At 38.6% G+C, this 23,353-nt stretch carries 23 protein-coding genes; 22 read left to right on the top strand and 1 reads right to left on the bottom strand.

The window, feature by feature from the left end:
- Positions 1–89: 89 nt before the first annotated feature.
- The 22 genes from AC1VU3_RS09380 (at position 90) to recO (ending at position 21,799) form a co-directional block, all read left to right on the top strand.
- Complete coding sequence (locus tag AC1VU3_RS09380; RefSeq protein ID WP_480387625.1) at positions 90–275, top strand: hypothetical protein; 186 nt, start codon at positions 90–92, stop codon at positions 273–275.
- 214 nt (positions 276–489) lie between these two features.
- Positions 490–1,623, top strand: coding sequence for a radical SAM family heme chaperone HemW (hemW, locus tag AC1VU3_RS09375; protein WP_482983350.1), 1,134 nt, complete (start codon positions 490–492; stop codon positions 1,621–1,623).
- A 95-nt stretch (positions 1,624–1,718) separates the two neighbouring features.
- The gene (hrcA, locus tag AC1VU3_RS09370) at positions 1,719–2,756 is read left to right on the top strand and encodes a heat-inducible transcriptional repressor HrcA (protein WP_480387627.1); all 1,038 of its coding nucleotides are present in this window, start codon (positions 1,719–1,721) and stop codon (positions 2,754–2,756) included.
- 16 nt (positions 2,757–2,772) lie between these two features.
- Positions 2,773–3,345 (top strand): nucleotide exchange factor GrpE, encoded by a 573-nt coding sequence (gene grpE, locus AC1VU3_RS09365; protein WP_482983349.1) that lies wholly within the window; start codon positions 2,773–2,775, stop codon positions 3,343–3,345.
- 60 nt (positions 3,346–3,405) lie between these two features.
- Entirely contained in the window at positions 3,406–5,232 is a 1,827-nt protein-coding gene (dnaK, locus tag AC1VU3_RS09360) for a molecular chaperone DnaK (RefSeq protein ID WP_480387629.1), read from the top strand.
- 144 nt (positions 5,233–5,376) lie between these two features.
- Entirely contained in the window at positions 5,377–6,495 is a 1,119-nt protein-coding gene (gene dnaJ, locus AC1VU3_RS09355) for a molecular chaperone DnaJ (protein WP_480387630.1), read from the top strand.
- Positions 6,496–6,511: 16 nt separating this feature from the next.
- On the top strand, positions 6,512–7,456 hold the full coding sequence (gene prmA, locus AC1VU3_RS09350) for a 50S ribosomal protein L11 methyltransferase (RefSeq protein WP_482983348.1): 945 nt from the start codon (positions 6,512–6,514) through the stop codon (positions 7,454–7,456).
- A gap of 12 nt (positions 7,457–7,468) precedes the next feature.
- Entirely contained in the window at positions 7,469–8,209 is a 741-nt protein-coding gene (locus AC1VU3_RS09345; RefSeq protein WP_480387632.1) for a 16S rRNA (uracil(1498)-N(3))-methyltransferase, read from the top strand.
- Between the two features lie 14 nt (positions 8,210–8,223).
- A complete protein-coding gene (mtaB, locus tag AC1VU3_RS09340; protein WP_482983347.1) occupies positions 8,224–9,564 on the top strand; it encodes a tRNA (N(6)-L-threonylcarbamoyladenosine(37)-C(2))-methylthiotransferase MtaB in 1,341 nt (446 codons plus the stop codon).
- 536 nt (positions 9,565–10,100) lie between these two features.
- Positions 10,101–10,772 carry a deoxyribose-phosphate aldolase gene (deoC, locus tag AC1VU3_RS09335; RefSeq protein WP_482983346.1) on the top strand — a complete coding sequence of 224 codons (672 nt, stop codon included), beginning with the start codon at positions 10,101–10,103 and terminating at the stop codon, positions 10,770–10,772.
- A 103-nt stretch (positions 10,773–10,875) separates the two neighbouring features.
- The gene (rpsU, locus tag AC1VU3_RS09330) at positions 10,876–11,049 is read left to right on the top strand and encodes a 30S ribosomal protein S21 (protein WP_004227078.1); all 174 of its coding nucleotides are present in this window, start codon (positions 10,876–10,878) and stop codon (positions 11,047–11,049) included.
- A gap of 208 nt (positions 11,050–11,257) precedes the next feature.
- Complete coding sequence (locus AC1VU3_RS09325) at positions 11,258–12,544, top strand: NfeD family protein (protein WP_482983380.1); 1,287 nt, start codon at positions 11,258–11,260, stop codon at positions 12,542–12,544.
- Positions 12,541–13,539 carry a flotillin-like protein FloA gene (gene floA, locus AC1VU3_RS09320; protein WP_480387636.1) on the top strand — a complete coding sequence of 333 codons (999 nt, stop codon included), beginning with the start codon at positions 12,541–12,543 and terminating at the stop codon, positions 13,537–13,539. Before AC1VU3_RS09325 ends, floA begins: the two co-directional genes overlap by 4 nt.
- A 25-nt stretch (positions 13,540–13,564) precedes the next feature.
- Positions 13,565–14,038 (top strand): hypothetical protein, encoded by a 474-nt coding sequence (locus AC1VU3_RS09315; protein ID WP_480387637.1) that lies wholly within the window; start codon positions 13,565–13,567, stop codon positions 14,036–14,038.
- Between the two features lie 292 nt (positions 14,039–14,330).
- The gene (locus tag AC1VU3_RS09310) at positions 14,331–15,434 is read left to right on the top strand and encodes a sporulation protein YqfD (RefSeq protein WP_482983345.1); all 1,104 of its coding nucleotides are present in this window, start codon (positions 14,331–14,333) and stop codon (positions 15,432–15,434) included.
- Complete coding sequence (locus tag AC1VU3_RS09305) at positions 15,431–16,384, top strand: PhoH family protein (RefSeq protein WP_480387640.1); 954 nt, start codon at positions 15,431–15,433, stop codon at positions 16,382–16,384. Before AC1VU3_RS09310 ends, AC1VU3_RS09305 begins: the two co-directional genes overlap by 4 nt.
- A 313-nt stretch (positions 16,385–16,697) precedes the next feature.
- The gene (locus AC1VU3_RS09300) at positions 16,698–18,809 is read left to right on the top strand and encodes an HD family phosphohydrolase (RefSeq protein ID WP_480387641.1); all 2,112 of its coding nucleotides are present in this window, start codon (positions 16,698–16,700) and stop codon (positions 18,807–18,809) included.
- A gap of 17 nt (positions 18,810–18,826) precedes the next feature.
- Complete coding sequence (ybeY, locus tag AC1VU3_RS09295; RefSeq protein WP_482983344.1) at positions 18,827–19,312, top strand: rRNA maturation RNase YbeY; 486 nt, start codon at positions 18,827–18,829, stop codon at positions 19,310–19,312.
- The gene (locus AC1VU3_RS09290; RefSeq protein WP_482983343.1) at positions 19,299–19,664 is read left to right on the top strand and encodes a diacylglycerol kinase family protein; all 366 of its coding nucleotides are present in this window, start codon (positions 19,299–19,301) and stop codon (positions 19,662–19,664) included. The genes ybeY and AC1VU3_RS09290 overlap by 14 nt, the downstream gene beginning before the upstream one ends.
- Positions 19,665–19,681: 17 nt before the next feature.
- A complete protein-coding gene (locus AC1VU3_RS09285) occupies positions 19,682–20,092 on the top strand; it encodes a cytidine deaminase (protein WP_480387725.1) in 411 nt (136 codons plus the stop codon).
- Positions 20,076–20,996, top strand: coding sequence for a GTPase Era (era, locus tag AC1VU3_RS09280; RefSeq protein WP_480387644.1), 921 nt, complete (start codon positions 20,076–20,078; stop codon positions 20,994–20,996). The genes AC1VU3_RS09285 and era overlap by 17 nt, the downstream gene beginning before the upstream one ends.
- A 23-nt stretch (positions 20,997–21,019) precedes the next feature.
- A complete protein-coding gene (gene recO, locus AC1VU3_RS09275; protein ID WP_480387645.1) occupies positions 21,020–21,799 on the top strand; it encodes a DNA repair protein RecO in 780 nt (259 codons plus the stop codon).
- A gap of 26 nt (positions 21,800–21,825) precedes the next feature.
- On the opposite strand, the gene AC1VU3_RS09270 is transcribed toward recO, so the two are convergent.
- A complete protein-coding gene (locus tag AC1VU3_RS09270; protein ID WP_482983342.1) occupies positions 21,826–23,208 on the bottom strand; it encodes a glycine--tRNA ligase in 1,383 nt (460 codons plus the stop codon).
- Positions 23,209–23,353: the final 145 nt, after the last annotated feature.

Raw genomic sequence — 23,353 nt, 5'->3', positions numbered from 1 at the left:
TAAGAAGTTTATAGTACACCTCTAACTATTAGATATAGTTCTAATAATTAGAGGTTTTTTTTGTATTTAGTACAAGGATTATGTCGTATATGAAAAAGAAGGGTAAAGCAATTTCTTTGCTAACTGGATCTATTTTACTTATTGGTCCTTTTTTTGCTAGCAGTGTAAGTGCAGGTTCTCTGGTAATCCGCATTTTGGAAATGATGGTAGTGGAGATGTTCCAGCTCCTGGATGCACTAGCCAGGGTCATTGTCCGGCAGGTCCGTAGTACATAAAAAGCAATCTCTCTGGTAGATAGGTTGCTTTTTACATCTTTATTTAAATTCAAAAGTTTGTAGCTTCCCCAAAAATCGGCTATAATTTATACATAGAAAGACAAAAACTCTAATATGAATCAAATAAATATTCTCATAGAAAATGGTGGAAGGAGGCTTTAGGCCTCCTTCTTGCTTTATGTGGAAGTTTGAATAGAAAGAAGGAACGAATAGTATGGTTAAAGGTGTATATTTACACATACCGTTTTGTCATCAAATATGTAATTACTGTGATTTTAATAAATTTTTCTTTCATAATCAGCCGGTAGATGAGTATATTGAGGCGCTCGGACATGAAATGGAACTGTGGGCTAGTGAACTAGCAGGATCGAGAATTGAAACAATATTCATAGGTGGAGGAACACCAACCTCCTTATCACCAAAGCAATTAGAGCGATTATTTACACTGATTCAGCAGAATATCCCAATGGAGCATGTAGTGGAATTCACTTCGGAAGCAAATCCTGATGAGCTGACGCTTGAAAAAATGCAGATTATGCGAAATTTTGGCGTGAATAGATTAAGCATGGGGGTTCAAACTTTTAATCAGGACTTATTAAGAGTATTAGGCAGAACCCATGCAAACGAGCATGTGTATCAAGTAATTGAACATGCCAAAAACATTAATTTTCCTTCCATTAGCATTGATTTAATGTATGGTCTGCCAAACCAAACGATGGAGCAATGGAACGATTCTCTGAAAGAAGCCTTTTCATTGGGTATTCCCCACATCTCTGCTTATTCCTTAATAGTAGAGCCAAAGACTATTTTTTATAACCTCCTGTCTAAAGGAAAGCTTTCTCTTCCAGGAGAAGATTTAGAAGCAGAAATGTATGGTTTGTTGATGGATGAAATGGAGAGGCATGGATATGATCAGTATGAAATAAGTAATTTTTCTAAAGATGGCAAAGTATCTAAGCATAACCTTCTTTATTGGAACAACGAGGAATACCTAGGTCTTGGAGCGGGTGCGCATGGATATGTGAATGGTATCCGTTACTCCAACCATGGACCATTAAAAAAGTATATGCAGCTTATAGAGGAAGAGACTAAGCCTATAATTAGCCAAAAGGAAGTCACAGATCAAGAAAAGATGGAAGAAGAAATGTTCCTAGGCTTACGTAAAAATGAAGGAGTCAGTTTAACGGATTTTCAACACACTTATCAGCAGTCGTTAGAAGAAATATATGGACAAGAGCTAGATGAACTGTTAAAAAAGCAACTGGTAAAAATAGAGAATGGATATATATCCCTAACACGTAGAGGCAGATTTGTAGGGAATGAAGTTTTTCAATATTTTCTTAAATAAATTGGTTGAAATCGTTGACACTTTTCTATAGATTTGATAAGTTTTATATGAGTATTAGCACTCTCGACGTTCGAGTGCTAACAGAGGTGATAATCATGCTAACAAATAGGCAATTACTTATATTGCAAGTAACGGTAGATGATTTTATTGAAACCGCTCAACCGGTCGGGTCTCGTCAGCTTTCTAAAAAAGAAGAAGTACCGTTTAGTCCAGCCACTATACGAAACGATATGGCGGATTTAGAGGATATGGGTTTCTTAGAAAAAACACATACCTCATCTGGTCGTGTACCTTCTGAAAAAGGCTATCGTTATTATGTGGATCATTTATTAACTCCACAGGCTGTTACGAAGGAAGAGATAACGCAAATGCGTTCAATCTTCCAGGAACGGTTGGTTGAAACGGAACAAATTATCCGTAAATCTGCCGAAATATTGTCAGAGCTAACGAATTATACCTCAATTATGTTAGGATTAGATGTGAGAAAGCATCGTGTAAAGAGATTTTCCATCGTTCCATTAACGGAAGACTCAGCTGTGGCTATCATTGTTACGGATAGTGGACATGTAGAAAACAGGGTATTTTCCATACCAGAAGTATTTAGTGCATCTGATATCGAGCGCATGGTAAACATTATTAATGAGCACTTGGTAGGTGTGTACCTCCATGAGCTTCATACCAAGCTCGAGACTGTTGTATCCACTGTTCTCCGCCATAACAATGGTAGAATGACCCACTTATTAAATTCCTTGCAGACATCTATGAAAATAGAACATGAGGAAAAGGTATACTATGGTGGGAAAATGCAACTGCTAAGCCAACCTGAATTTAATGATGTGGAAAAAGCAAAACATATCATGTATTGGATGGAACAAGTAAATCAAATACCAGGGCTATTCCATTTAAACAAAAAAGGAATTGATATTCGCATAGGCTCCGAAAATAACCAAATTGGGATGGAGAATTGTAGTATTATTACGGCATCCTATGATATTGGAGAAGAGCAACGCGGTTCAATCGCTATAATAGGTCCTACCAGAATGGATTATAAGCGTGTAGTTTCACTCCTTGATGTGATGAGTGGAGATTTATCTAGAGAATTATCTAGAATTATACATGGCCAGCATGGATAAAGGGGAGTTGCTAGTAATGGAAAAAGATAAAGAGGTTCTAAAAAACCAGGAAATACGAGAAGAAAAAGAAGAAACTACCGAAGAAACAGAGGTAGTAGACGCAACTGAAGAGTCAGTAGAAGAAACTTCAGCAGAAGAAGCTGACGAAGTAACGCTCTTAAAGCAACAGCTTGAAGAGGAAAAGAATCGTTATATCCGTTTGCTTGCTGATTTTGAAAACTACAAGCGACGCGTCCAGCTTGATAAGGAAGCAGATACTAAATACCGAGCACAGTCCGTATTAACGGATATCTTACCGGTATTAGATAATTTAGAACGAGCATTAGCAATCCAACCAACTACTGAAGAGGCTATCTCTTTAGCAAAAGGTGTGGATATGGTATACCGTTCTTTACAGGCTGCTCTTGAAAAAGAAGGGCTTGAGCCAATTAAATCGGAAGGCGTTCCGTTCGACCCGAACCTTCACCAAGCAGTAATGCAAGAGAAGGATGAAAGTCAAGAATCAGGGATTGTCCTTCAAGAGCTTCAAAAAGGCTATAAGTTAAAGGATCGAATCCTTCGTCCTTCCATGGTGAAGGTAAACGAATAAGCCTTCATTGAAAGCAGCTTATCATTAAATATATAACAGGTATCTATAGGAGGAAAATGTATGTCTAAAATCATTGGTATTGACTTAGGAACAACAAACTCATGTGTATCCGTACTTGAAGGTGGGGAACCAAAAGTTATCCCTAACCCAGAAGGAAATCGTACAACACCATCTGTTGTAGCATTTAAAAATGGGGAGCGCCAAGTAGGGGAAGTGGCAAAGCGTCAATCTATCACAAATCCTAACACAATCGCATCTATTAAACGTTTAATGGGTACTTCTGAAAAAGTAAAAGCAGAAGACAAAGAATACACACCACAAGAAGTGTCAGCAATGATCCTTCAATATTTAAAAGGATTTGCAGAAGACTATCTTGGAGAAAAAGTTACAAGAGCAGTTATCACAGTTCCTGCATACTTTAATGATGCTGAGCGTCAAGCAACTAAAGATGCTGGTCGTATTGCTGGCTTAGAAGTAGAACGTATTATCAACGAACCAACTGCAGCTGCATTAGCATATGGTTTAGATAAAATGGAGCAAGATGAAAAAATTCTTGTTTATGACTTAGGTGGAGGTACATTTGACGTATCTATCCTTGAGTTAGGTGACGGAGTATTTGAAGTACTTGCAACTGCAGGGGACAACCGTCTAGGTGGAGATGACTTCGACCAAGTAATCATGGACTACCTAGTAGCAGAATTTAAAAAAGAAAACGGCATTGATCTTTCAAAAGATAAAATGGCTGTTCAACGTTTAAAAGATGCTGCTGAAAAAGCGAAAAAAGACCTTTCTGGTGTAACTTCTACACAAATCTCTTTACCATTCATCACAGCTGGTGAAGCTGGTCCGTTACACTTAGAATTAACGATGACTCGTGCAAAATTTGATGAGTTAACATCTCACTTGGTGGAACGTACAATGGTACCTACTCGTCAAGCAATTCAAGATGCAGGATTAACAAAAGCTCAAATCGACAAAGTTATCCTTGTAGGTGGTTCTACTCGTATTCCTGCAGTACAGGAAGCTATTAAGAAAGAAACTGGTAAAGAGCCACACCGTGGAGTTAACCCAGATGAAGTGGTAGCAATGGGTGCTGCAGTTCAAGGTGGCGTATTAACTGGAGACGTAAAAGACGTAGTTCTTCTAGATGTAACTCCATTATCACTTGGTATCGAGACAATGGGAGGCGTGTTCACGAAGTTGATTGAACGTAATACAACGATCCCAACATCTAAATCTCAAGTTTTCTCTACAGCTGCAGATAACCAACCAGCAGTAGACATCCACGTTCTTCAAGGGGAGCGCCCAATGGCTGCTGACAATAAAACACTTGGAAGATTCCAATTAGCGGATATTCCACCAGCACCACGTGGTGTTCCACAAATCGAGGTAACGTTCGATATTGATAAAAATGGTATCGTAAACGTTAAAGCGAAGGATTTAGGAACTCAAAAAGAACAAAACATTACAATTCAATCTAACTCTTCTTTATCCGATGACGAAATCGAGCGTATGGTAAAAGAGGCAGAAGCAAATGCTGAAGCTGACAAAGCTCGTAAAGAAGAAGCAGAATTAAAAAATGAAGCAGATCAATTAGTATTCATGACGGAAAAAACGCTGAAGGATTTAGAGGGTAAAATCTCTGATGACGAGAAAAAGTCAGCGGAAGATGCAAAAGAAGAACTAAAATCTGCACTTGAATCAGGAAACGTTGAAGACATCAAAGCAAAAAGAGATAAGTTAAACGAAGTTGTGCAACAGCTTACCATGAAGCTTTATGAGCAAGCTCAAGCTCAAGCAGGTGCTGAGCAGCAAGCAGGCGGACCATCTGATGACGGTGTAGTCGACGCAGAATTTGAAGAAGTTAACGACGATAAAGACAAGTAATGTCGATGGAAAAAGTCAAAGACCGGTTCTCGGCTTTGGCTTTTTCATTGTCTACCGATTGCTGAACTGATTTATTTTGCTATTACGATTTTGTCCATGTTACAATTATCTTTATGTGTAAGTTAAAGAGCAGGAGAGTGAATTATGAGCAAAAGAGACTACTATGAGGTCCTTGGAGTTTCTAAGGGAGCATCTCAAGATGAAATAAAGAAGGCATATAGAAAGCTTTCAAAGCAATACCACCCAGATATTAACAAAGAAGCGAATGCGGAAGAGAAATTTAAGGAAATATCAGAAGCGTATGAAGTGTTAAGTGATGAGCAAAAACGTGCGCAATACGACCAGTTTGGCCATGCTGGTCCAAATCAAGGCTTTGGTGGCTTTGGTGGTGGAGATGGTTTCGGTTTTGAGGATATTTTTAGCTCCTTCTTCGGTGGTGGAGGCACAAGACGTAGAGATCCTAACGCCCCTAGAAAAGGAAATGACCTTCAGTATGCCATGACAATTGATTTCGAGGAAGCTGTTTTCGGAAAAGAAAAAGAGATAGAGATAACAAAAGAAGAAACTTGTGATACTTGTCACGGAACAGGTGCGAAAAAGGGAACTCATCCAGAGACATGCTCGCATTGTAAAGGAAGCGGACAGGTTACGATTACACAAGATACTCCTTTCGGAAGAATTCAAACGAAGAGAACATGTAATTACTGTGAGGGAACGGGCAAGCTAATAAAAGAGAAATGTTCTACTTGCCATGGAAAAGGAACCGTTAACAAGCGCAAGAAAATTAAGATTACGATTCCAGCCGGTGTAGATGATGGCCAACAATTACGTGTGACTGGTCAGGGAGAGCCTGGAGTAAATGGCGGTCCAGCTGGCGACTTGTATGTTGTTTTCCGAGTGAAGCCGGATCCACGCTTTGAGCGAGACGGCGATGATATTTATTTTGAGCTTCCATTAACATTTGCTCAAGCAGCACTTGGTGATGAATTAGAAATCCCGACAGTTCAGGGAAAAGTTAAGCTTAAAATCCCAGCAGGTACACAATCTGGTACAAAGTTCCGTTTAAAGGGGAAAGGTGTAAAAAATGTCCACGGTTACGGTATGGGAGACCAGCATGTAATTGCGAAGGTTATAACGCCTAAGAAATTAACTGAAAAGCAAAAGCAATTGCTACGAGAATTTGCAGAAATCAGTGGAGATATTCCAGAAGAACAGGGTAGTACATTATTCGAAAAAATTAAACGAACGATAAAAGGTGACTAAAAAGGAGTTGGCGCAAGTGAAGTGGACGGAACTATCCATTCATACAACGAATGAAGCGGTGGAAGCAATAAGTAATATCCTACACGAAGCAGGAGCAAGTGGAGTAGTAATTGAAGATTCTGAGGACCTCATAAAGGAGCGTGAGGATTTCTTTGGAGAAATATATAATCTAAATCCAGATGATTTTCCAGCCGATGGGGTACGAATAAAAGCTTATCTAGCTGAAACTAGCTTTTTGTTAGAAACCGTTGAAGAGATTAAGCTTGCGATCAACAACCTATTAAATTTTGACATTGATCTTGGTCACAATATACTGACTGTCCAAGAAGTGGATGAAGAAGACTGGGCAACAGCCTGGAAAAAATATTATCATCCGGTGAAAATTTCTAACAGGTTTACGATTGTACCGACCTGGGAGCAATATGAACGTGTCAATAGTGATGAGATAATTATTGAGCTGGACCCAGGGATGGCTTTTGGCACTGGTACTCATCCGACTACTGTTATGTGCTTACAGGCATTAGAAAAAAATGTTCAACCTAATTCTACTGTCATTGATGTGGGGACTGGATCTGGTGTTCTTGCAATCGGTGCAGCTAAATTAGGGGCAAGTCATGTTCATGCTTTAGATCTGGACGAAGTGGCGGTTAAATCTGCAAAGGAAAATATCCGGTTAAATCATGTAGAGGATACCATAGAAGTTACACATGGTAATCTTTTAGACAATGTAAAGGAACCAGCGGATATTGTGATTGCGAATATCTTAGCAGAAATTATCATGACCTTTACGAATGATGCCTTTAAGCTTGTGAAGGACAACGGCTTATTTATTACCTCTGGAATTATTGCGAATAAGAAGGAGGACGTACGTCAGTCCTTGCAAGCTGCTGGTTTTGAAATAGAAGAAGTGATGATGATGGAGGATTGGGTAACCATTATCTCTAGAAAGCCTAGCTTATAGGGGAGAAAAAAAATGCAACGTTATTTTACGGAAGAACTAGTTGGAGATAACGGTATAATAACCATAGCTGGAGAAGATGCGCATCACATGATACAGGTGATGCGCATGTCATCTGGAGACGTGGTATATGTAGTGAGTCATCAGCAAACGTACGAAATGGAAATTGTAGAAGGCTCAGCTAAAGCTGTGCAGCTTAGAGTACTAAATAAGCTAGAGGGAACAAATGAAATGCCAATCCGTGTTTCGTTGGTCTGTGGACTTCCAAAGGGAGATAAGCTAGACCTGATTACCCAAAAGGGTACGGAGCTTGGAATGGCTGCTCTTTATCCGTGGAAGGCAAAGCGGTCTATCGTGAAATGGGATGATAAGAAAAATGAGAAGAAGATTAGTCGACTCCAGAAAATTGCAAAGGAAGCATCTGAGCAATCTCATCGATCTTCTATACCAGAGATTCATCAACCGATTACCCTTGAAGAATTAATAAAGATTTCCAAAACATATGACGTAAAATTTATAGCATATGAAGAGGATGCCAAAAAAAGTAAGCGTCAAAAGTTTGCCGACCAATTAAAAAAGGTGTATGATAAAAAGTCGATACTAATCGTTTTTGGTCCTGAGGGTGGATTAGATTCTCAGGAAATAGAACGTTTAATAGAAAATGACTTTGAAACTATTGCCCTTGGTCCAAGGATTTTGAGGACAGAAACAGCGCCACTCTATGCGCTTTCTGCAATTTCCTATGAATATGAATGAAAGAGGTGTAAGGTATGGCATCTGTGGCATTCCATACATTAGGCTGTAAAGTAAATCACTACGAAACAGAAGCCATCTGGCAGTTATTTAAAGAAAATGGTTATGAGCGTACTGATTTTGAGAAGAAATCGGATGTTTATGTAATTAATACATGCACAGTAACAAACACTGGGGATAAAAAAAGCAGACAGGTTATTCGACGGGCGATACGCCAAAATCCGGATGCTGTCATTTGTGTAACAGGCTGCTATGCACAAACCTCTCCAGCAGAAATCATGGCAATTCCTGGGGTCGATATCGTGGTAGGTACACAGGAGCGCACAAAGCTGCTTGGTTACATAGAGCAGTTTAAAAACGAACGCCAACCAATCAATGCGGTTGGTAATATTATGAAAAATCGCTTGTATGAAGAATTAGATGTTCCTGCATTTACGGACCGCACTCGTGCTTCTCTTAAAATTCAAGAGGGATGCAACAACTTCTGTACTTTCTGTATCATCCCGTGGGCTCGCGGATTAATGCGCTCTCGTGATCCTCAAGAAGTAGTAAGACAAGCACAGCAATTAGTAGACGCTGGCTATCTAGAGATCGTGCTAACAGGTATTCATACAGGTGGTTATGGAGAAGATCTGAAAGATTATAATCTTGCCCAGCTGTTAAGAGATATCGAGGCCAATGTAAAAGGATTAAAACGCCTTCGAATCAGTTCCATCGAGGCAAGCCAATTATCTGATGAGGTTATCGAGGTTTTACGCGATTCTAAAATCGTTGTAAGACACCTTCATATACCGATTCAATCTGGTTCTGATACAGTATTAAAACGTATGAGAAGAAAGTATACAATGGAGTTTTTCGCAAATAGACTGGATAAACTAAGAGAGGCTTTACCTGATTTAGCCATTACTTCTGATGTTATTGTTGGTTTCCCAGGGGAAACAGAAGAAGAATTTATGGAAACGTATAATTTTATCCGTAACCAAAAGTTCTCTGAGTTACATGTTTTCCCTTACTCCAAGCGTACTGGTACTCCGGCAGCAAGAATGGACAACCAGGTAGATGAAGATGTGAAAAATGAACGAGTACATCGCTTAATCACTCTCAATGATCAGCTTGCTGCAGAATACGCTTCGAAATTCGAGGATGAGGTTCTAGAGATTATTCCTGAGGAAAAATCGAAGCATGTAACAGATGGAGAGTATGTAGAAGGTTATACAGACAATTATTTAAAAGTTGTTATACCTGGTTCTGAAGAGTTAATTGGTAAACTTGTACGCGTGAAAATTACTCGAGCAGGTTATCCATACAACGAAGGACAATTTGTACGAGTTTTAGAAGAAGTAGGAGAGCTTGTTTAATCAAAAGATTTTACGAGTCGCGTTCTGCTATGACTTACTGAAAGTTTGCATGACCAACATCCTGTTGGCCTCCGTTGCTGGGAAGAACCTGAGTTTCAAAAATTAAGAAAGCACTTATGATTCTTCTTATCAAGCTGAAGAATTATAAGTGCTTTTCGTTTGTTTTGTGACCTTTAACCGTTTTAATAGTGTTCATCAAAGAAAGTAGGGGATGGCATATTAGAAAAAGTTGATTGAAGTGTCGGCTGGCGACTCCTAGGGGATAAAGCGCGTGCGGAAAATCCAATTGTTTCGGAAGCATCCGAAACAATTTAGTTGGAGCCGCGTCCCCAGGAAAGCGTCCAGCCAAAACGCAAATCAACCCCGGGTTGCGGGTGGATAACATTAGTGTTCTAAAAAAGGTAAAAAGAACCAAGTTAAAATTACACTCTCTCACTTGATTTAAGTATAAGTGGTGAAATATACTTAGTTCCTAGATTTTTTTTCTATTTACCAGTAATATAAAGAGGTACGTACAAGTTGGAAGGAGTCATCATATGACAAAAAACATAGCCGGTTTAATCGACCATACATTATTAAAACAAGATGCAACAAAGAAACAAATTGAGACTCTTTGTGAAGAAGCAAGAAAATATGAATTTGCTTCCGTTTGTGTGAATCCTACATGGGTTGCATACAGTGCGCAGCTTTTGAAAGGTTCTCCAGTAAAGGTTTGTACTGTAATTGGCTTTCCTTTAGGGGCAACTACTTCAGCAGTAAAAGCGTTTGAAACGACAAATGCAATTGAAAATGGTGCGGAAGAAATTGATATGGTGATAAATGTAGGGGCGCTTAAGGATCAAGACTATACATTTGTTCAAAAGGACATTGAAGCTGTTGTAAATGCTGCGAAAGGTAAAGCTATTGTAAAGGTTATTTTAGAGACATGCTTGCTTACAGATGAAGAAATAGCAAAAGCAAGTGAGCTTTCTAAAGCAGCTGGAGCGGACTTTGTAAAAACTTCTACTGGCTTTTCAACTGGAGGAGCTACAGTAAATGCTGTTAAAATTATGCGTCAGGCTGTTGGGCCGGACCTAGGAGTAAAAGCTTCTGGTGGAGTTCGTAGTCTTCAAGATGTAGAGGCAATGGTTGAAGCAGGGGCAACTAGAATTGGTGCTAGCTCTGGTGTCCAAATTGCTCAAGGACTAGAAAGCAACTCAGATTATTAATTAGTTTTAAAAGTATTGACCTAATCTACTCAATACGGTATAATTTTTTAGTACATAACAATTGGTTATGTACACACGTGTGTTCGGAGGGAGGGAAAGAGAGATGTCAAAAACTGTCGTTCGCAAAAACGAATCGCTTGAAGATGCTCTTCGCCGCTTCAAACGTACTGTATCTAAAAGTGGTACAATTCAAGAGGTTAGAAAGCGCGAGTTTTATGAAAAACCAAGCGTAAAACGTAAAAAGAAATCAGAAGCTGCACGTAAACGTAAGTGGTAATTTAATCCCAAAAAATCCCTGCGTTCAAAACACGTACTGTATGATTAACATTTACAATTATGTAAACCGAGAAAATTATTTTCTCGGTTTATTTTATTTTATTGAAACTATATTGATACTTATACGTATAAAGTAGTATACATATAGAAGGAAAGGAGGGTAAAAGGTGAAATTGTCTCGTTTTTTCTTTGCATTATGTCTTTTGTACATGTCTATTCTTTTCATTACTCCTCCTGCATCTGCTGAATCACCAACAGTCTATAAAGTTCCTGTTTATGAAGAAGTAGAAAGAGGATTACATGCTTTTTTAAAGCGGGCCATTCGAGATGCTGAGGAAGCTAATGCGGATGCCATCATTTTTGAGCTTAATACTCCTGGTGGATTTGTAGATTCAGCTGAAGATATAGCAAATCTCTTAGATGAAACATCCGTTAAAAAAATTGCCTATATAAATACGGAAGCGCTTTCTGCTGGAGCCTATTTAGCGCTTCATACAGATGAGATTTATATGTCTCCTGGTGGGTCTATTGGTGCTGCAGCCGTAATTGACAGTAATGGGAATGCCGCTGACAAGAAAGCTACTAGTGCATGGATAGCAAAGATGATCAATGCTGCTGAAGGGAGTGGAAGAGATCCTAAATTCGCCCAAGCGATGGCTGATGAAGATGTACCTTTGCCAGAATATCGTGCAGGTAAAGGGAAGTTACTTACACTTTCATCAAGAGAGGCAGTAGAGGTTGGCTATTCGGAAGGAACAGTTTCCTCCCTAAATGATTTATTAGAAAAAGCTGATCTATCCGGTGCCACCGTAGTAGAAGTAGAACAGACTTTTATGGAATCCCTTGCTAGATTTATAACAGATCCCATCATTGTCCCAATACTGCTTTCTATTGCAAGCTTAGGGTTAATTTTAGAACTATATTCACCGGGCTTTGGAGTTCCTGGAATCATGGGGCTAAGTGCAATAGGGCTATTCTTTTTTGGTCATTTGGTAGCGGGACTTGCTGGATTTGAAGCGCTCATTTTATTGGCAATTGGAATCGTGCTAATTATTGCGGAATTCTTCTTACCTGGAGGGATAAGTGGTATACTTGGTTTAGCTGCAATTATCGGAAGTATTATGATTTCTGGTGAAAGCTTTGTTTATATGGGGGTTGCTGTATTAATAGCGTTAGCAGTAGCAATAATGGGAATGGTGATTATTATGAAGTTTTTTAAAAAACAATTAAAGGTGTTCAATAAAATGGTTCTAACGGATGCTACCACAACTGAAAAAGGGTATGTATCCAATCAAAACCGTTTAGACTTGCTAGGAAAAATTGCAGTTACAATGACACCTTTGAGACCTTCTGGCACTATACGTATTGAAAACGAGCGAATTGATGCTGTATCAGATGGCAGTTTTATTGCCAAGGATAAGAAGGTAGTAATTATTAAAACAGAAGGCTCTCGTATTGTGGTACGAGAAGCAAGAGAAGGAGATGAACAAGTATGACAAGTGGAGTGATTGGTATAGTTATAATTGTGGTAGTTGCATTTATCCTACTATCCGTGTTCTTAACTTTTTTCCCGATTGCACTATGGATTTCTGCATTAGCTGCAGGGGTTAAGATTAGTATTTTTACATTAGTAGGGATGAGACTACGTCGAGTAATTCCGTCTAGAATTGTCAATCCATTAATTAAGGCACATAAAGCTGGTCTAGCAGTTACGATTAATCAGCTAGAAAGCCATTATCTAGCTGGTGGTAATGTAGACAGGGTAGTAAATGCTCTAATTGCTGCTCACCGTGCTAATATTGAATTAAGCTTTGAAAGAGCTGCTGCAATCGACTTAGCTGGTCGTGACGTATTAGAGGCAGTTCAAATGTCTGTAAATCCAAAAGTAATTGAAACGCCATTCATCGCAGGTGTAGCTATGAACGGTATTGAAGTAAAAGCAAAGGCTCGTATTACAGTACGTGCGAACATCGATCGCCTTGTTGGGGGAGCTGGAGAAGAAACAATTGTTGCCCGTGTAGGTGAAGGGATTGTTAGTACAATCGGTTCTAGTGCAAGTCATGAGAGAGTATTAGAAAATCCAGACTTAATTTCTCGAACTGTTTTATCTAAAGGCTTAGATTCTGGTACTGCATTTGAAATTCTGTCGATTGATATCGCGGATGTGGATGTAGGTAAAAATATTGGTGCCGAGCTTCAAACAGAGCAAGCAGAGGCTGATAAGAAAATTGCACAGGCTAAGGCTGAGGAACGCCGTGCAATGGCCGTAGCATCAGAGCAAGAAATGAAAGCAAAAGTAGTAGAAATGCGCTCGAAAGTAGTGGAAGCTGAAGCTGAAGTTCCAAGAGCAATGGCAGAAGCATTACGCGAAGGAAATATGGGTGTCATGGATTACATGAATTATAATAATATTAAAGCGGATACTGGTATGAGAGACTCCATCAGTAAAATTGGTGGCGACAAGCCTTCTTCTGATGAGTTAAAGGACTAGTCGATAGCAGAAAGGAGTTTTCTCCTTGGAAAGTATAATAATATTAATTATCCTGTCGTTGTTAACCAGTTTTTTTGGCAAAAAGAAGGAGCCAGAAAATAAGGCTCCCAAGCCAATTAATAGACCACAGCAGCAAGGACCAGTTAATCAGAACCCTTTTAAAAATTTGGGGGAGCTTGCAAAGGAATTTCAACAGCAACAGCAAAGCCAAATGGAGCAAAGAGAGTTGCAAAGGGAGAAACCTACTCCAATTCATACACAGGCTCCTCCTCTGGCAAGGGATAAGGTACATGAGCTTCCGGATCGTACCATAAGCCATACAATCGATCGTAGTAAGCCAGCTCAAGGTAAAGGAAGGCTATCTATGCATCAGGATAATACACAGCTTAAAACGAAAGAAAAACCGGTTCTTCAAAATGTACTGCCGAGCACGGAAGATGAATTGCTTCGGGGAATAATATTTTCCGAGATATTAGGACCACCAAAATCCAAAAGATAACACATGAATACCCCTTTACTTGCATAAATTCAAGTAAAGGGGTGTTTTTTATTAGACAATTATTTCCACTCCATGCGAGTATTATGATTGAAAATTTTGATGAAATCGTGTTAGATTACGAGCTAACGTTATTAAAACTTACAGAGACTACAATACAATGCTTATACGATAACTATCATTTAGAAATACAGGCAGAAAAGCTATACATAAAAACTCTTTCCATGGACCGATTGCATCTCCAGGTTCAAAATCTACAAAGATTTCAAATACTGAGAAGGGATTCTAATCAATAATGCAGCTTATTAAAGTAAAGCTACCAGAGAATATTGATCAATTTTCTTTATTTCAGAAATTAGCCTCCCAAAAAATCAACGTATATAGTGTATATAGCAGTCAAGGCTACTTGTATTTTTCCATTCGAAAACAAGATATCAAAACATTCCGTAGAATAAGAAAGTCACTTAAAATTCCGGTGTCATTACAGGACGAGGCAAAGCAAGAAACAGTAACAATCTATTCGTATACCATTGTGGGGGTTCTATTATTTTTGCTTATCCCTATCCTTCTTTCGCAATTTATATGGCGAATTGACATTGTTTCCTACTCCCCTGAGAGTAAGGTGTTAATTGAAGAACAACTGAAGGAAATGAAAATAAAAGAAAAAATGCTAGCATCCAATTTGCCATCTGAACAAGAAATAAGGCAAAGCCTATTACTGAAAAATAAGGAATTCTCTTGGATACATTTCACTAAGTCAGGCTCTACCTTTACTGTCACTCCAATGCTAGCTCCAAAGCTTGAGCAAAGAGAAGTGAAAAACGCACCAGCAATTCATCTTGTTGCCAAAAGAAGCGGCGTCATTACAGACTTTAGTTTAGTTAAAGGTGTCCGAGCAGTCGAAAAAAATGTATCGGTTAAGAAAGGAGATATTTTAGTTAATGGATTTGTGAAGCAGGGAGATAAAACCATTATCACCAGTGCTGAGGGTAAGGTTTATGCGAGCTATTGGATTGAAATGAATTTTGAGGTCCCTACAAAGGTAACACTAATGGAGCCTTCTAACAAGGAATTTGTCATTCAAAGAAAAGGAAAGAACGAACGAGAATATTGGAAGGAAATTTCTTTACCTCAGTTTATTCGACCATATATAAGTGCAGGCTATGTTCAATCATCCGAAAAGGTTTCCTATCAGATAACAGAAGAATCATTGGACACTTTAATCAGACCATTGTTATTCCAAAAGATTTTGAATGAGATGCCCGCTGAAACTCAAATTTTAGAGGATAAAGTTTTGCAGGTATCCCTACAAAATGATAAAGTAAAGGGGAAGCTTTTATTACTAATTAATGAAAATATTGCGATACCACAAGTTATACCTCAAGGAGACGGAGCATGAGCGAACAAAAACTAGACATAAATTTACAAGACCCTTCAGAAGCTGTGATGCTTCTGGGAATATCAGATAAAAATGTAAAGCTAATTGAAGAAGAATTAAACGTTCAGTTAATTACAAGGGGCGAATCCGTTCAAATTGTCGGAGACGAACAGAAAGTTCTAGAAGCAAAAAAGCTAGTAAATCAATTATTAGAAGTCATACGTAAAGGGATTAATATTAATCTTAGAGATGTCTCCTCTGCCATCGAAATGAGTCACAGTGGTACCATCGAATATTTTTCTAGCTTGTATGATGAAGAAATTGCAAGAAATACAAAAGGAAAGTCTATACGTGCCAAAACAATTGGACAACGAGAATATGTGCATGGTATACGTCACTCAGACCTAACGTTTGGTATTGGGCCAGCCGGTACTGGTAAAACGTATCTAGCCGTCGTGATGGCTACTCAGGCCTTAAAAAATGCACACGTTAAACGTATTATTTTAACTCGTCCAGCTGTAGAAGCTGGAGAAAGCTTAGGATTTCTACCGGGAGATCTGAAGGAAAAGGTAGATCCGTATTTACGCCCTCTATATGATGCACTGCATGATGTACTGGGACCCGAGCAAACAGAACGCTTAATCGAGAGGGGAACTATTGAAGTAGCTCCTCTAGCATATATGCGTGGTAGAACGTTAGACGACGCCTTTGTCATTCTCGATGAAGCACAAAATACAACAAAAGCACAAATGAAAATGTTTTTAACTAGGCTTGGATTTGGATCGAAAATGGTTATAACAGGTGACAAAACGCAGATAGACTTACCTAAAGGAGTAGAATCCGGTTTAATCGTGGCGGAGAAAATCCTTCATCATGTGCCAGGGATTCACTTTCAATATCTAGAGCAAGGGGATGTTGTAAGACATCCGTTAGTAGCAAAAATTATCACTGCTTATGAGGAGCACCAATAATCCAAAAAGGGCTACGAGGATAGTTTTCTGAAACTTTGTTATATGAAACGTTGATGAGATGAAGGCTGAATGACATCTAAGTAAGGTAAGGCATTTTCTGTTCAAACGAACTGAAAGTGTCTTATTTTTTTATGTGTAAAAGGGAACTCGGATTGGTACAAAGTTTATTTCTTGTTTACTTTGTATAAAGAAAAAGCACCATCCTCTCTTTTTCCTTGTTTTCGTTTTTCTTCTACAAGAATTTGGAATATATAGTGAATTGTCTTGTTTTTACGGTATAATAAACCTAATAGGCAAAGGGGATGAGAATTGGATGGTAAAGAATAAATGGAGCTTGAAAATAAAAGATAATAAGTATCTACCTTTCTTGATTATACTCATTACCTCCGTTTGCATGTTCTTCTTGATTATTGGAAACGTAAAAGAAAATACATATGATATTCGGTATATGAATTTAGCACCAGAAACGATTCGTGCTGTTAAGACGATGGAGGATCCAGTTAAGACCGAGGAAGAAAGAGAAAGGGCTGCCTCAGAGGTCACTCCTGTGTATCAATATCAGGAGGAGACTGCCGAAAATCAGGCAACTATCACAGAGTCCATTTTTGATGCAGTCATAGAGGTGAAACAAAAGCAGATAAACCAAGAGGATGAAGCTGGCGTAAGATTAGCTATTGAAGAACTGAAAAAGGAGCTCAAGGCATTAGAGGATAATGAACAATATATTTCGCTTTCCGATGAGTCTTTAAGAGCGCTTCTTAGTCAATATGTTTCTTCCTTAAGGGATGTGCGAGACAATCTTACGCCAATCATTGAGGATTCGCTTAGTAAGCCAATACGAAGTGAAGATCTACCGAGTGAACGAGAAAAGGTTATTCAAGAAGTTCGTAACACCTTTCATTATCCTGAAAGCTTTATGAATGTAATCGTAACCATATCACGAAATGTAATTGTTGCTACAGAGGTAATTAATGAGGAAGCAACCAATCAACGTATTGAACAAGCCAAAGCGAGTGTAGAGCCAACAAGAATTCTTCAAGGACAAATTTTGGTCCAAAAAGGAGAGATTGTTAGTAAAGAGGTTTATAGACAGTTAGAGCTTTTAGGCATGTTATCCGACGATAAAGAAACTTATAAGCCCTATATCGGATTAGGCTTGTTTGTTCTTTTAACCATGTGGGTTCTTTTTAGACAAACTATTTTCAAAGAAGAAAAGAATAGGGAGAAGATCAAGAACATCATCGTTATTTCTTTTAGCTTACTTCTTTCTGTGTTAATAATGAAGGTAATACAATCGATTGCCTATAATTTTGATGTTGTGATAGCCTTTGTATTCCCAACCGCTTTAGTTTCAATGCTAGTCTATTCATTAGTAAACGAGCGTGCAGCTTTTATTACTAGTTTCGTAGTTGCTGCTTATGCAGGTATTATTTTTCAAGAAGGATATACGAATATCTTTCAAATGGAAGTATCATTGTATATATTATTTGGATGTATTGCTGGTATATTCGCTATGCAACAAATGTATAATAACTCACAAATACTTCGGACAAGTTTTATTGTATCAGCTGTAAATGTATTGTTTATTATCTTTTATTTATTAACAACTAAGACAACTTATGAGTTTTTAGATATTGTATTTTATATAGGGGCGGCCTTGTGTTCCGGAATTTTATCAGGAGCTATGACAATCGGGATTCTACCTTTCTTAGAATCAGCTTTTGGAATGCTTTCTGCTATGAGAATTATCGAGCTGTCCAATCCAAATCACCCGCTACTCAAAAAAATATTAACCGAGACTCCTGGCACCTATCATCACAGTCTGATGGTCGCAAATTTAGCAGAGGCTGCATGTGAGGTAATAGGGGCAAACGGCTTATTAGCTAGAGTAGGATGCTATTATCATGATATTGGAAAGACAAATAGACCAGGATTTTTTATTGAGAACCAATTAAATGGGTATAATCCACATGATAACTTGTCACCTGAGTCTAGCCGAGATATTATTATAGCTCACGCTGTGGAGGGAGCAGAAATTTTACGGAAGAATAAACTGCCAAAGGAAATTGTGGATATTGCCCAACAGCACCATGGTACGACATTGCTAAAGTTTTTTTATCACAAAGCCAAGGAGCTAAATCCGAATGTTCGGGAAGAGGATTATCGATATCCAGGGCCTAAGCCTCAAACAAAGGAGGCTGCAATTATTTCTGTTGCTGATAGCGTGGAAGCGGCAGTTCGTTCTATGAAGGAGCCTGATGCTAAGAAGATTCAACAGGTCATACAGGCAATTATTAAAGATAAGCTATTAGATGGTCAATTTGATGAATGTGACCTTTCCTTAAAAGAGATAAAATTGATAGAAGAGAGCTTTTGTTCGACAATGAATGGTACCTTCCATTCAAGAATTGAGTATCCGAAATAGAAAAAGGAGAGAAATAGATGTTAGAACTGGATTTAATGGATGAAACGGGTAAGTTAGAAGAGGAAGCAATTGTTTTAGTGGAAAAGGTTTTACAGTCTGCAGCTAAACAGCTGTCTGTAAAAGAAGGAGCGGAGGTAAGTGTTACCTTTGTTACAAATGAAGAGATTCACAAAATTAATCTTGAATACCGAGGAAAAGATATGCCGACTGATGTTATTTCCTTCGCAATGGAGGAAATGGGGGAAGGAGAAATAGAAATAAAAGATGCGGAGCTTCCTGTATTATTAGGAGACATTATTATTTCTGTTGATCGAACCATGGAGCAGGCAGAGTCGTATAATCATTCTTTTGAAAGAGAGTTATGTTTCTTAGCTGTACATGGCTTCCTGCATCTTTTAGGATATGATCACGACACGGAAGAAAAAGAAAAAGAGATGTTCGGCCTACAAGAAACTATCTTACAAGCTTTCGGGCTGAAGCGTGAAGGCCATGAACTTTCATAAGCTACTTTGTTCCTTTGGACATGCATCACAAGGTATAGTGACAGCATGTAAAACTGAACAGAACTTTCGTATTCATCTATTAGCTGCTGTGATTGTGATGATTGTTAGTTTTTTTAGTAGTCTTTCTAGACTAGAATGGACAGTGGTGATATTATTAGTTTCCGGCATGTTTATGATAGAATTAATAAATACTGCAATTGAACGAGTGGTGGATCTCATCTCACCAGATTATCATCCGCTTGCAAAACAAGCGAAGGATTTAGCAGCTGCGGCTTGTCTTGTATATGCTGTAGCTACGATAATTATTGGAAGTATTATTTTTCTTCCTAAATGGCTGGTATTACTAAATTGAAGGTGTGATAGTAAATGATGGATCAACAAAAGTTATTAGAGGCTTCCATAAAAGCTAGAGAGAATGCATATGTCCCATATTCTAAGTTCCCTGTTGGGGCTGCTTTACTTACGAAAGATGGCGAAATCATTTTAGGTTGTAATATTGAAAACGCTTCATTCGGCTTAACAAATTGTGCCGAAAGAACGGCTATTTTTAAAGCGGTTTCGGAAGGAAAAAAGGAATTTGCAGCCATCGCAATCTCTGGGAATACAGATGGACCAATTTCTCCATGTGGCGCTTGCCGTCAAGTACTAGTGGAATTCTGTGACAAAAGTATGCCAGTTTATTTAACGAACCTTAAGGGTAATGTAACAAAAACAACCGTCGCAGATTTATTGCCAGGTGCTTTTACAACGGAGGATATGGATTATGCAGCAAAACAATGAAAACTATAAATCAGGGTTTATTTCTATTATCGGAAGACCGAACGTTGGGAAGTCAACGTTTTTAAATCGAGTAATAGGACAAAAAATTGCTATTATGAGCGATAAACCACAAACAACAAGAAACAAAGTACAGGGTGTTTTGACCCTTGAACAGAGTCAAATGATTTTCATCGATACTCCTGGAATTCATAAACCAAAGCATAAGCTCGGCGATTTCATGCTGAAGGTAGCGAAAAATACTCTAAGAGAAGTAGATGTTATTTTATTTATGGTAAATGCCACTGAGGGAATTGGAAAAGGCGATGAGTTTATCATTGATTTACTAGAAAACAATGAAACACCTGTTTTCCTAGTAATCAACAAGATTGACCAAGTTCATCCAGACGACCTAATTACCATTATCGAGTCTTATAAGGATAAGTATAACTTTGCGGAGATTATACCGATTTCTGCTTTACAGGGAAATAATGTGGAACGTCTTTTAGAGACTATCCAAGGCTATCTTCCACAAGGGCCACAGTATTATCCAGCGGATCAGGTGACAGATCATCCTGAACGGTTTATCATTTCGGAATTAATTCGTGAAAAGGTTCTGCATCTGACGCGAGAAGAGATTCCGCATTCTATTGCTGTGGTGATTGATAGCATTAAAAAGGAAGAAAATACCGATAAGGAAATGATCCGAGTAATGGCTACAATCGTGGTAGAAAGAGACTCTCAAAAAGGAATCGTGATTGGAAAAAGAGGAGCTCTTCTTAAGGAAGTAGGGACTCGTGCTCGTCAGGATATCGAAATGCTTCTCGGTTCAAAAGTCTTTTTAGAGCTTTGGGTAAAAGTTCAGAAGGATTGGAGAAACAAATCTGCTCATTTAAGAGATTACGGTTTCCGAGAAGATGAGTATTAAGCATTTTAAAGGAGTGAAGGCGCTTGCTTCAAAAAGTAGAAGGAATCGTCCTACGCACTTCATCCTATGGAGAAACAGATAAAATTGTAACCATTTTCTCCAGGGAGCTTGGCAAAAGGGCTGCAATGGCAAGAGGGGCAAAGAAACCGACTAGTCGGCTTTCCTCCATTTCGCAGCCCTTTACTTATGCCTACTTTCTGATCCAGCAAGGGAGAGGAATGGGAGCTCTCCAGCAGGGTGAAATCATTGATTCCATGAGATCCATTCGAGAGGATATATTTACGACGGCTTATGCAAGCTTTATCATGGAGTTAGTGGATAAGCTAGTGGATGATGAAGGACCTAAACCTGCTGTTTTTACTATACTGCAGCAGGCATTAGTAGCTATCTCTGAGGAGTATGATCCAGAAGCTATCAGCCTCTTTGTAGAATGGAAAATGCTCCCGGTAGCAGGAATTTATCCAGTGCTTCATCAATGCACTAATTGCGGGGCAACAGATGGAGAATTTGCTTTTTCTTTTGCTCAAATTGGATTTCTCTGTCACCGATGCTTCGAGATAGATCCATACTTAATTCGGTTAAATCCTGCACAGGTTAAACTAATTCGTACTTTTTATAATGTTCCTATTGAACAAGTTGGAAAGCTATCCTTAAAAAAAGAAACGAAGGGATTTATAAAAAAAATCGTACGAACGATTTACTCGGAGCAGGTAGGAATACGCTTGAAATCTCAAGCTTTTTTAGATCAAATGGAAAAGACTCCAGAATTCTTTCAACCAAAAAAAGATCCAACAGAGGAATAGGCCTCTATTGGATCTTTTTCTATGAGTTAGAAATTTAAATGATTTTCAATATATGCTTTTACATCTGCGATTGGCATTCTTGTTTGTTCCATGGAATCTCTGTGACGAACTGTTACTTGTCCATCCGTTTCTGAATCAAAGTCGTAAGTAATACAGAATGGAGTACCGATTTCATCTTGACGGCGGTAACGTTTACCGATGGATTGGGATTCATCGTATTCCATCATGAAATGCTTGCTAAGCTCAGCGTATAGAGATGTAGCTCCTTCTGAAAGCTTTTTAGAAAGAGGTAATACTGCTGCTTTAATAGGTGCAAGAGCGGGATGGAAGCGTAATACAGTACGTTTATCGTCACCTTCAAGCTGTTCCTCATCGTAAGCTTCACATAGGAATGCTAATGTAACACGGTCTGCTCCTAAGGAAGGTTCGATACAATAAGGTACATAGCGCTCGTTTGTTACTGGATCAATATATTGAAAATCTTCTCCAGAATGCTCCATATGCTGCTTTAGATCATAATCTGTACGATCTGCAATACCCCAAAGCTCTCCCCAGCCAAATGGGAACTTGTATTCAATATCTGTTGTAGCATTTGAGTAATGAGATAATTCATCCTCTGAATGATCTCTTAAACGAATGCTGTCCTCCGCAACCCCTAAGTTTAGAAGCCAATCCTTACAGAAATTTCTCCAGTAAGTAAACCATTCCATATCTTCTCCAGGCTTACAGAAGAACTCAAGCTCCATTTGTTCAAATTCTCTTGTTCTAAAGGTGAAGTTACCTGGAGTAATTTCATTACGGAAGCTTTTACCTACTTGAGCAATACCAAATGGCATTTTTTTTCGCATAGAGCGTTGTACATTTTTAAAGTTAACAAAGATACCCTGTGCTGTTTCTGGACGAAGATAAATTTCGTTAGTGGAAGATTCCGTAACACCTTGGAAGGTTTTGAACATAAGATTGAATTGACGAATCTCTGTATAATCAAATGCACCGCAGGAAGGACATACAATCTCATGCTCTTTCATAATTTCTCCCATTCTCTCGAATGAAAGTCCGTCTACTACCATTTCAATTCCTTTTTTCTCTAAAGCATCCTCGATTATCTTGTCTACTCGATGGCGTGATTTACATTGCTTACAATCCACCATTGGGTCGTTAAAGTTACCAATGTGACCAGAGGCAACCCAAGTTTTAGGGTTCATCAAGATTGCTGCATCTAGTCCCACATTATAAGGAGATTCTTGGACAAATTTTCTCCACCATGCTTTTTTTACATTGTTTTTAAGCTCTACTCCAAGTGGACCGTAATCCCAAGTGTTTGCTAAACCACCATAAATTTCTGAGCCTGGAAAAACAAATCCTCTGTGTTTTGCCAAACTTACTACATTCTCCATTGACTTTTCCATGATAAAACCTCCAATTTTGTAAACTTTTAAAGAATATAAAAAACCCGTCTCCGGACTAAATATTAGCCCGGGGACGAGTTATTAACCCGCGGTTCCACCCCGATTGATTGCAAAAGCAATCCTCTTTAAAAGCAATAAGCTCTGA

It is taken from the genome of Psychrobacillus sp. Z16_25, assembly GCF_056856695.1.
This window is presented reverse-complemented; position numbering and strand designations above follow the sequence as displayed.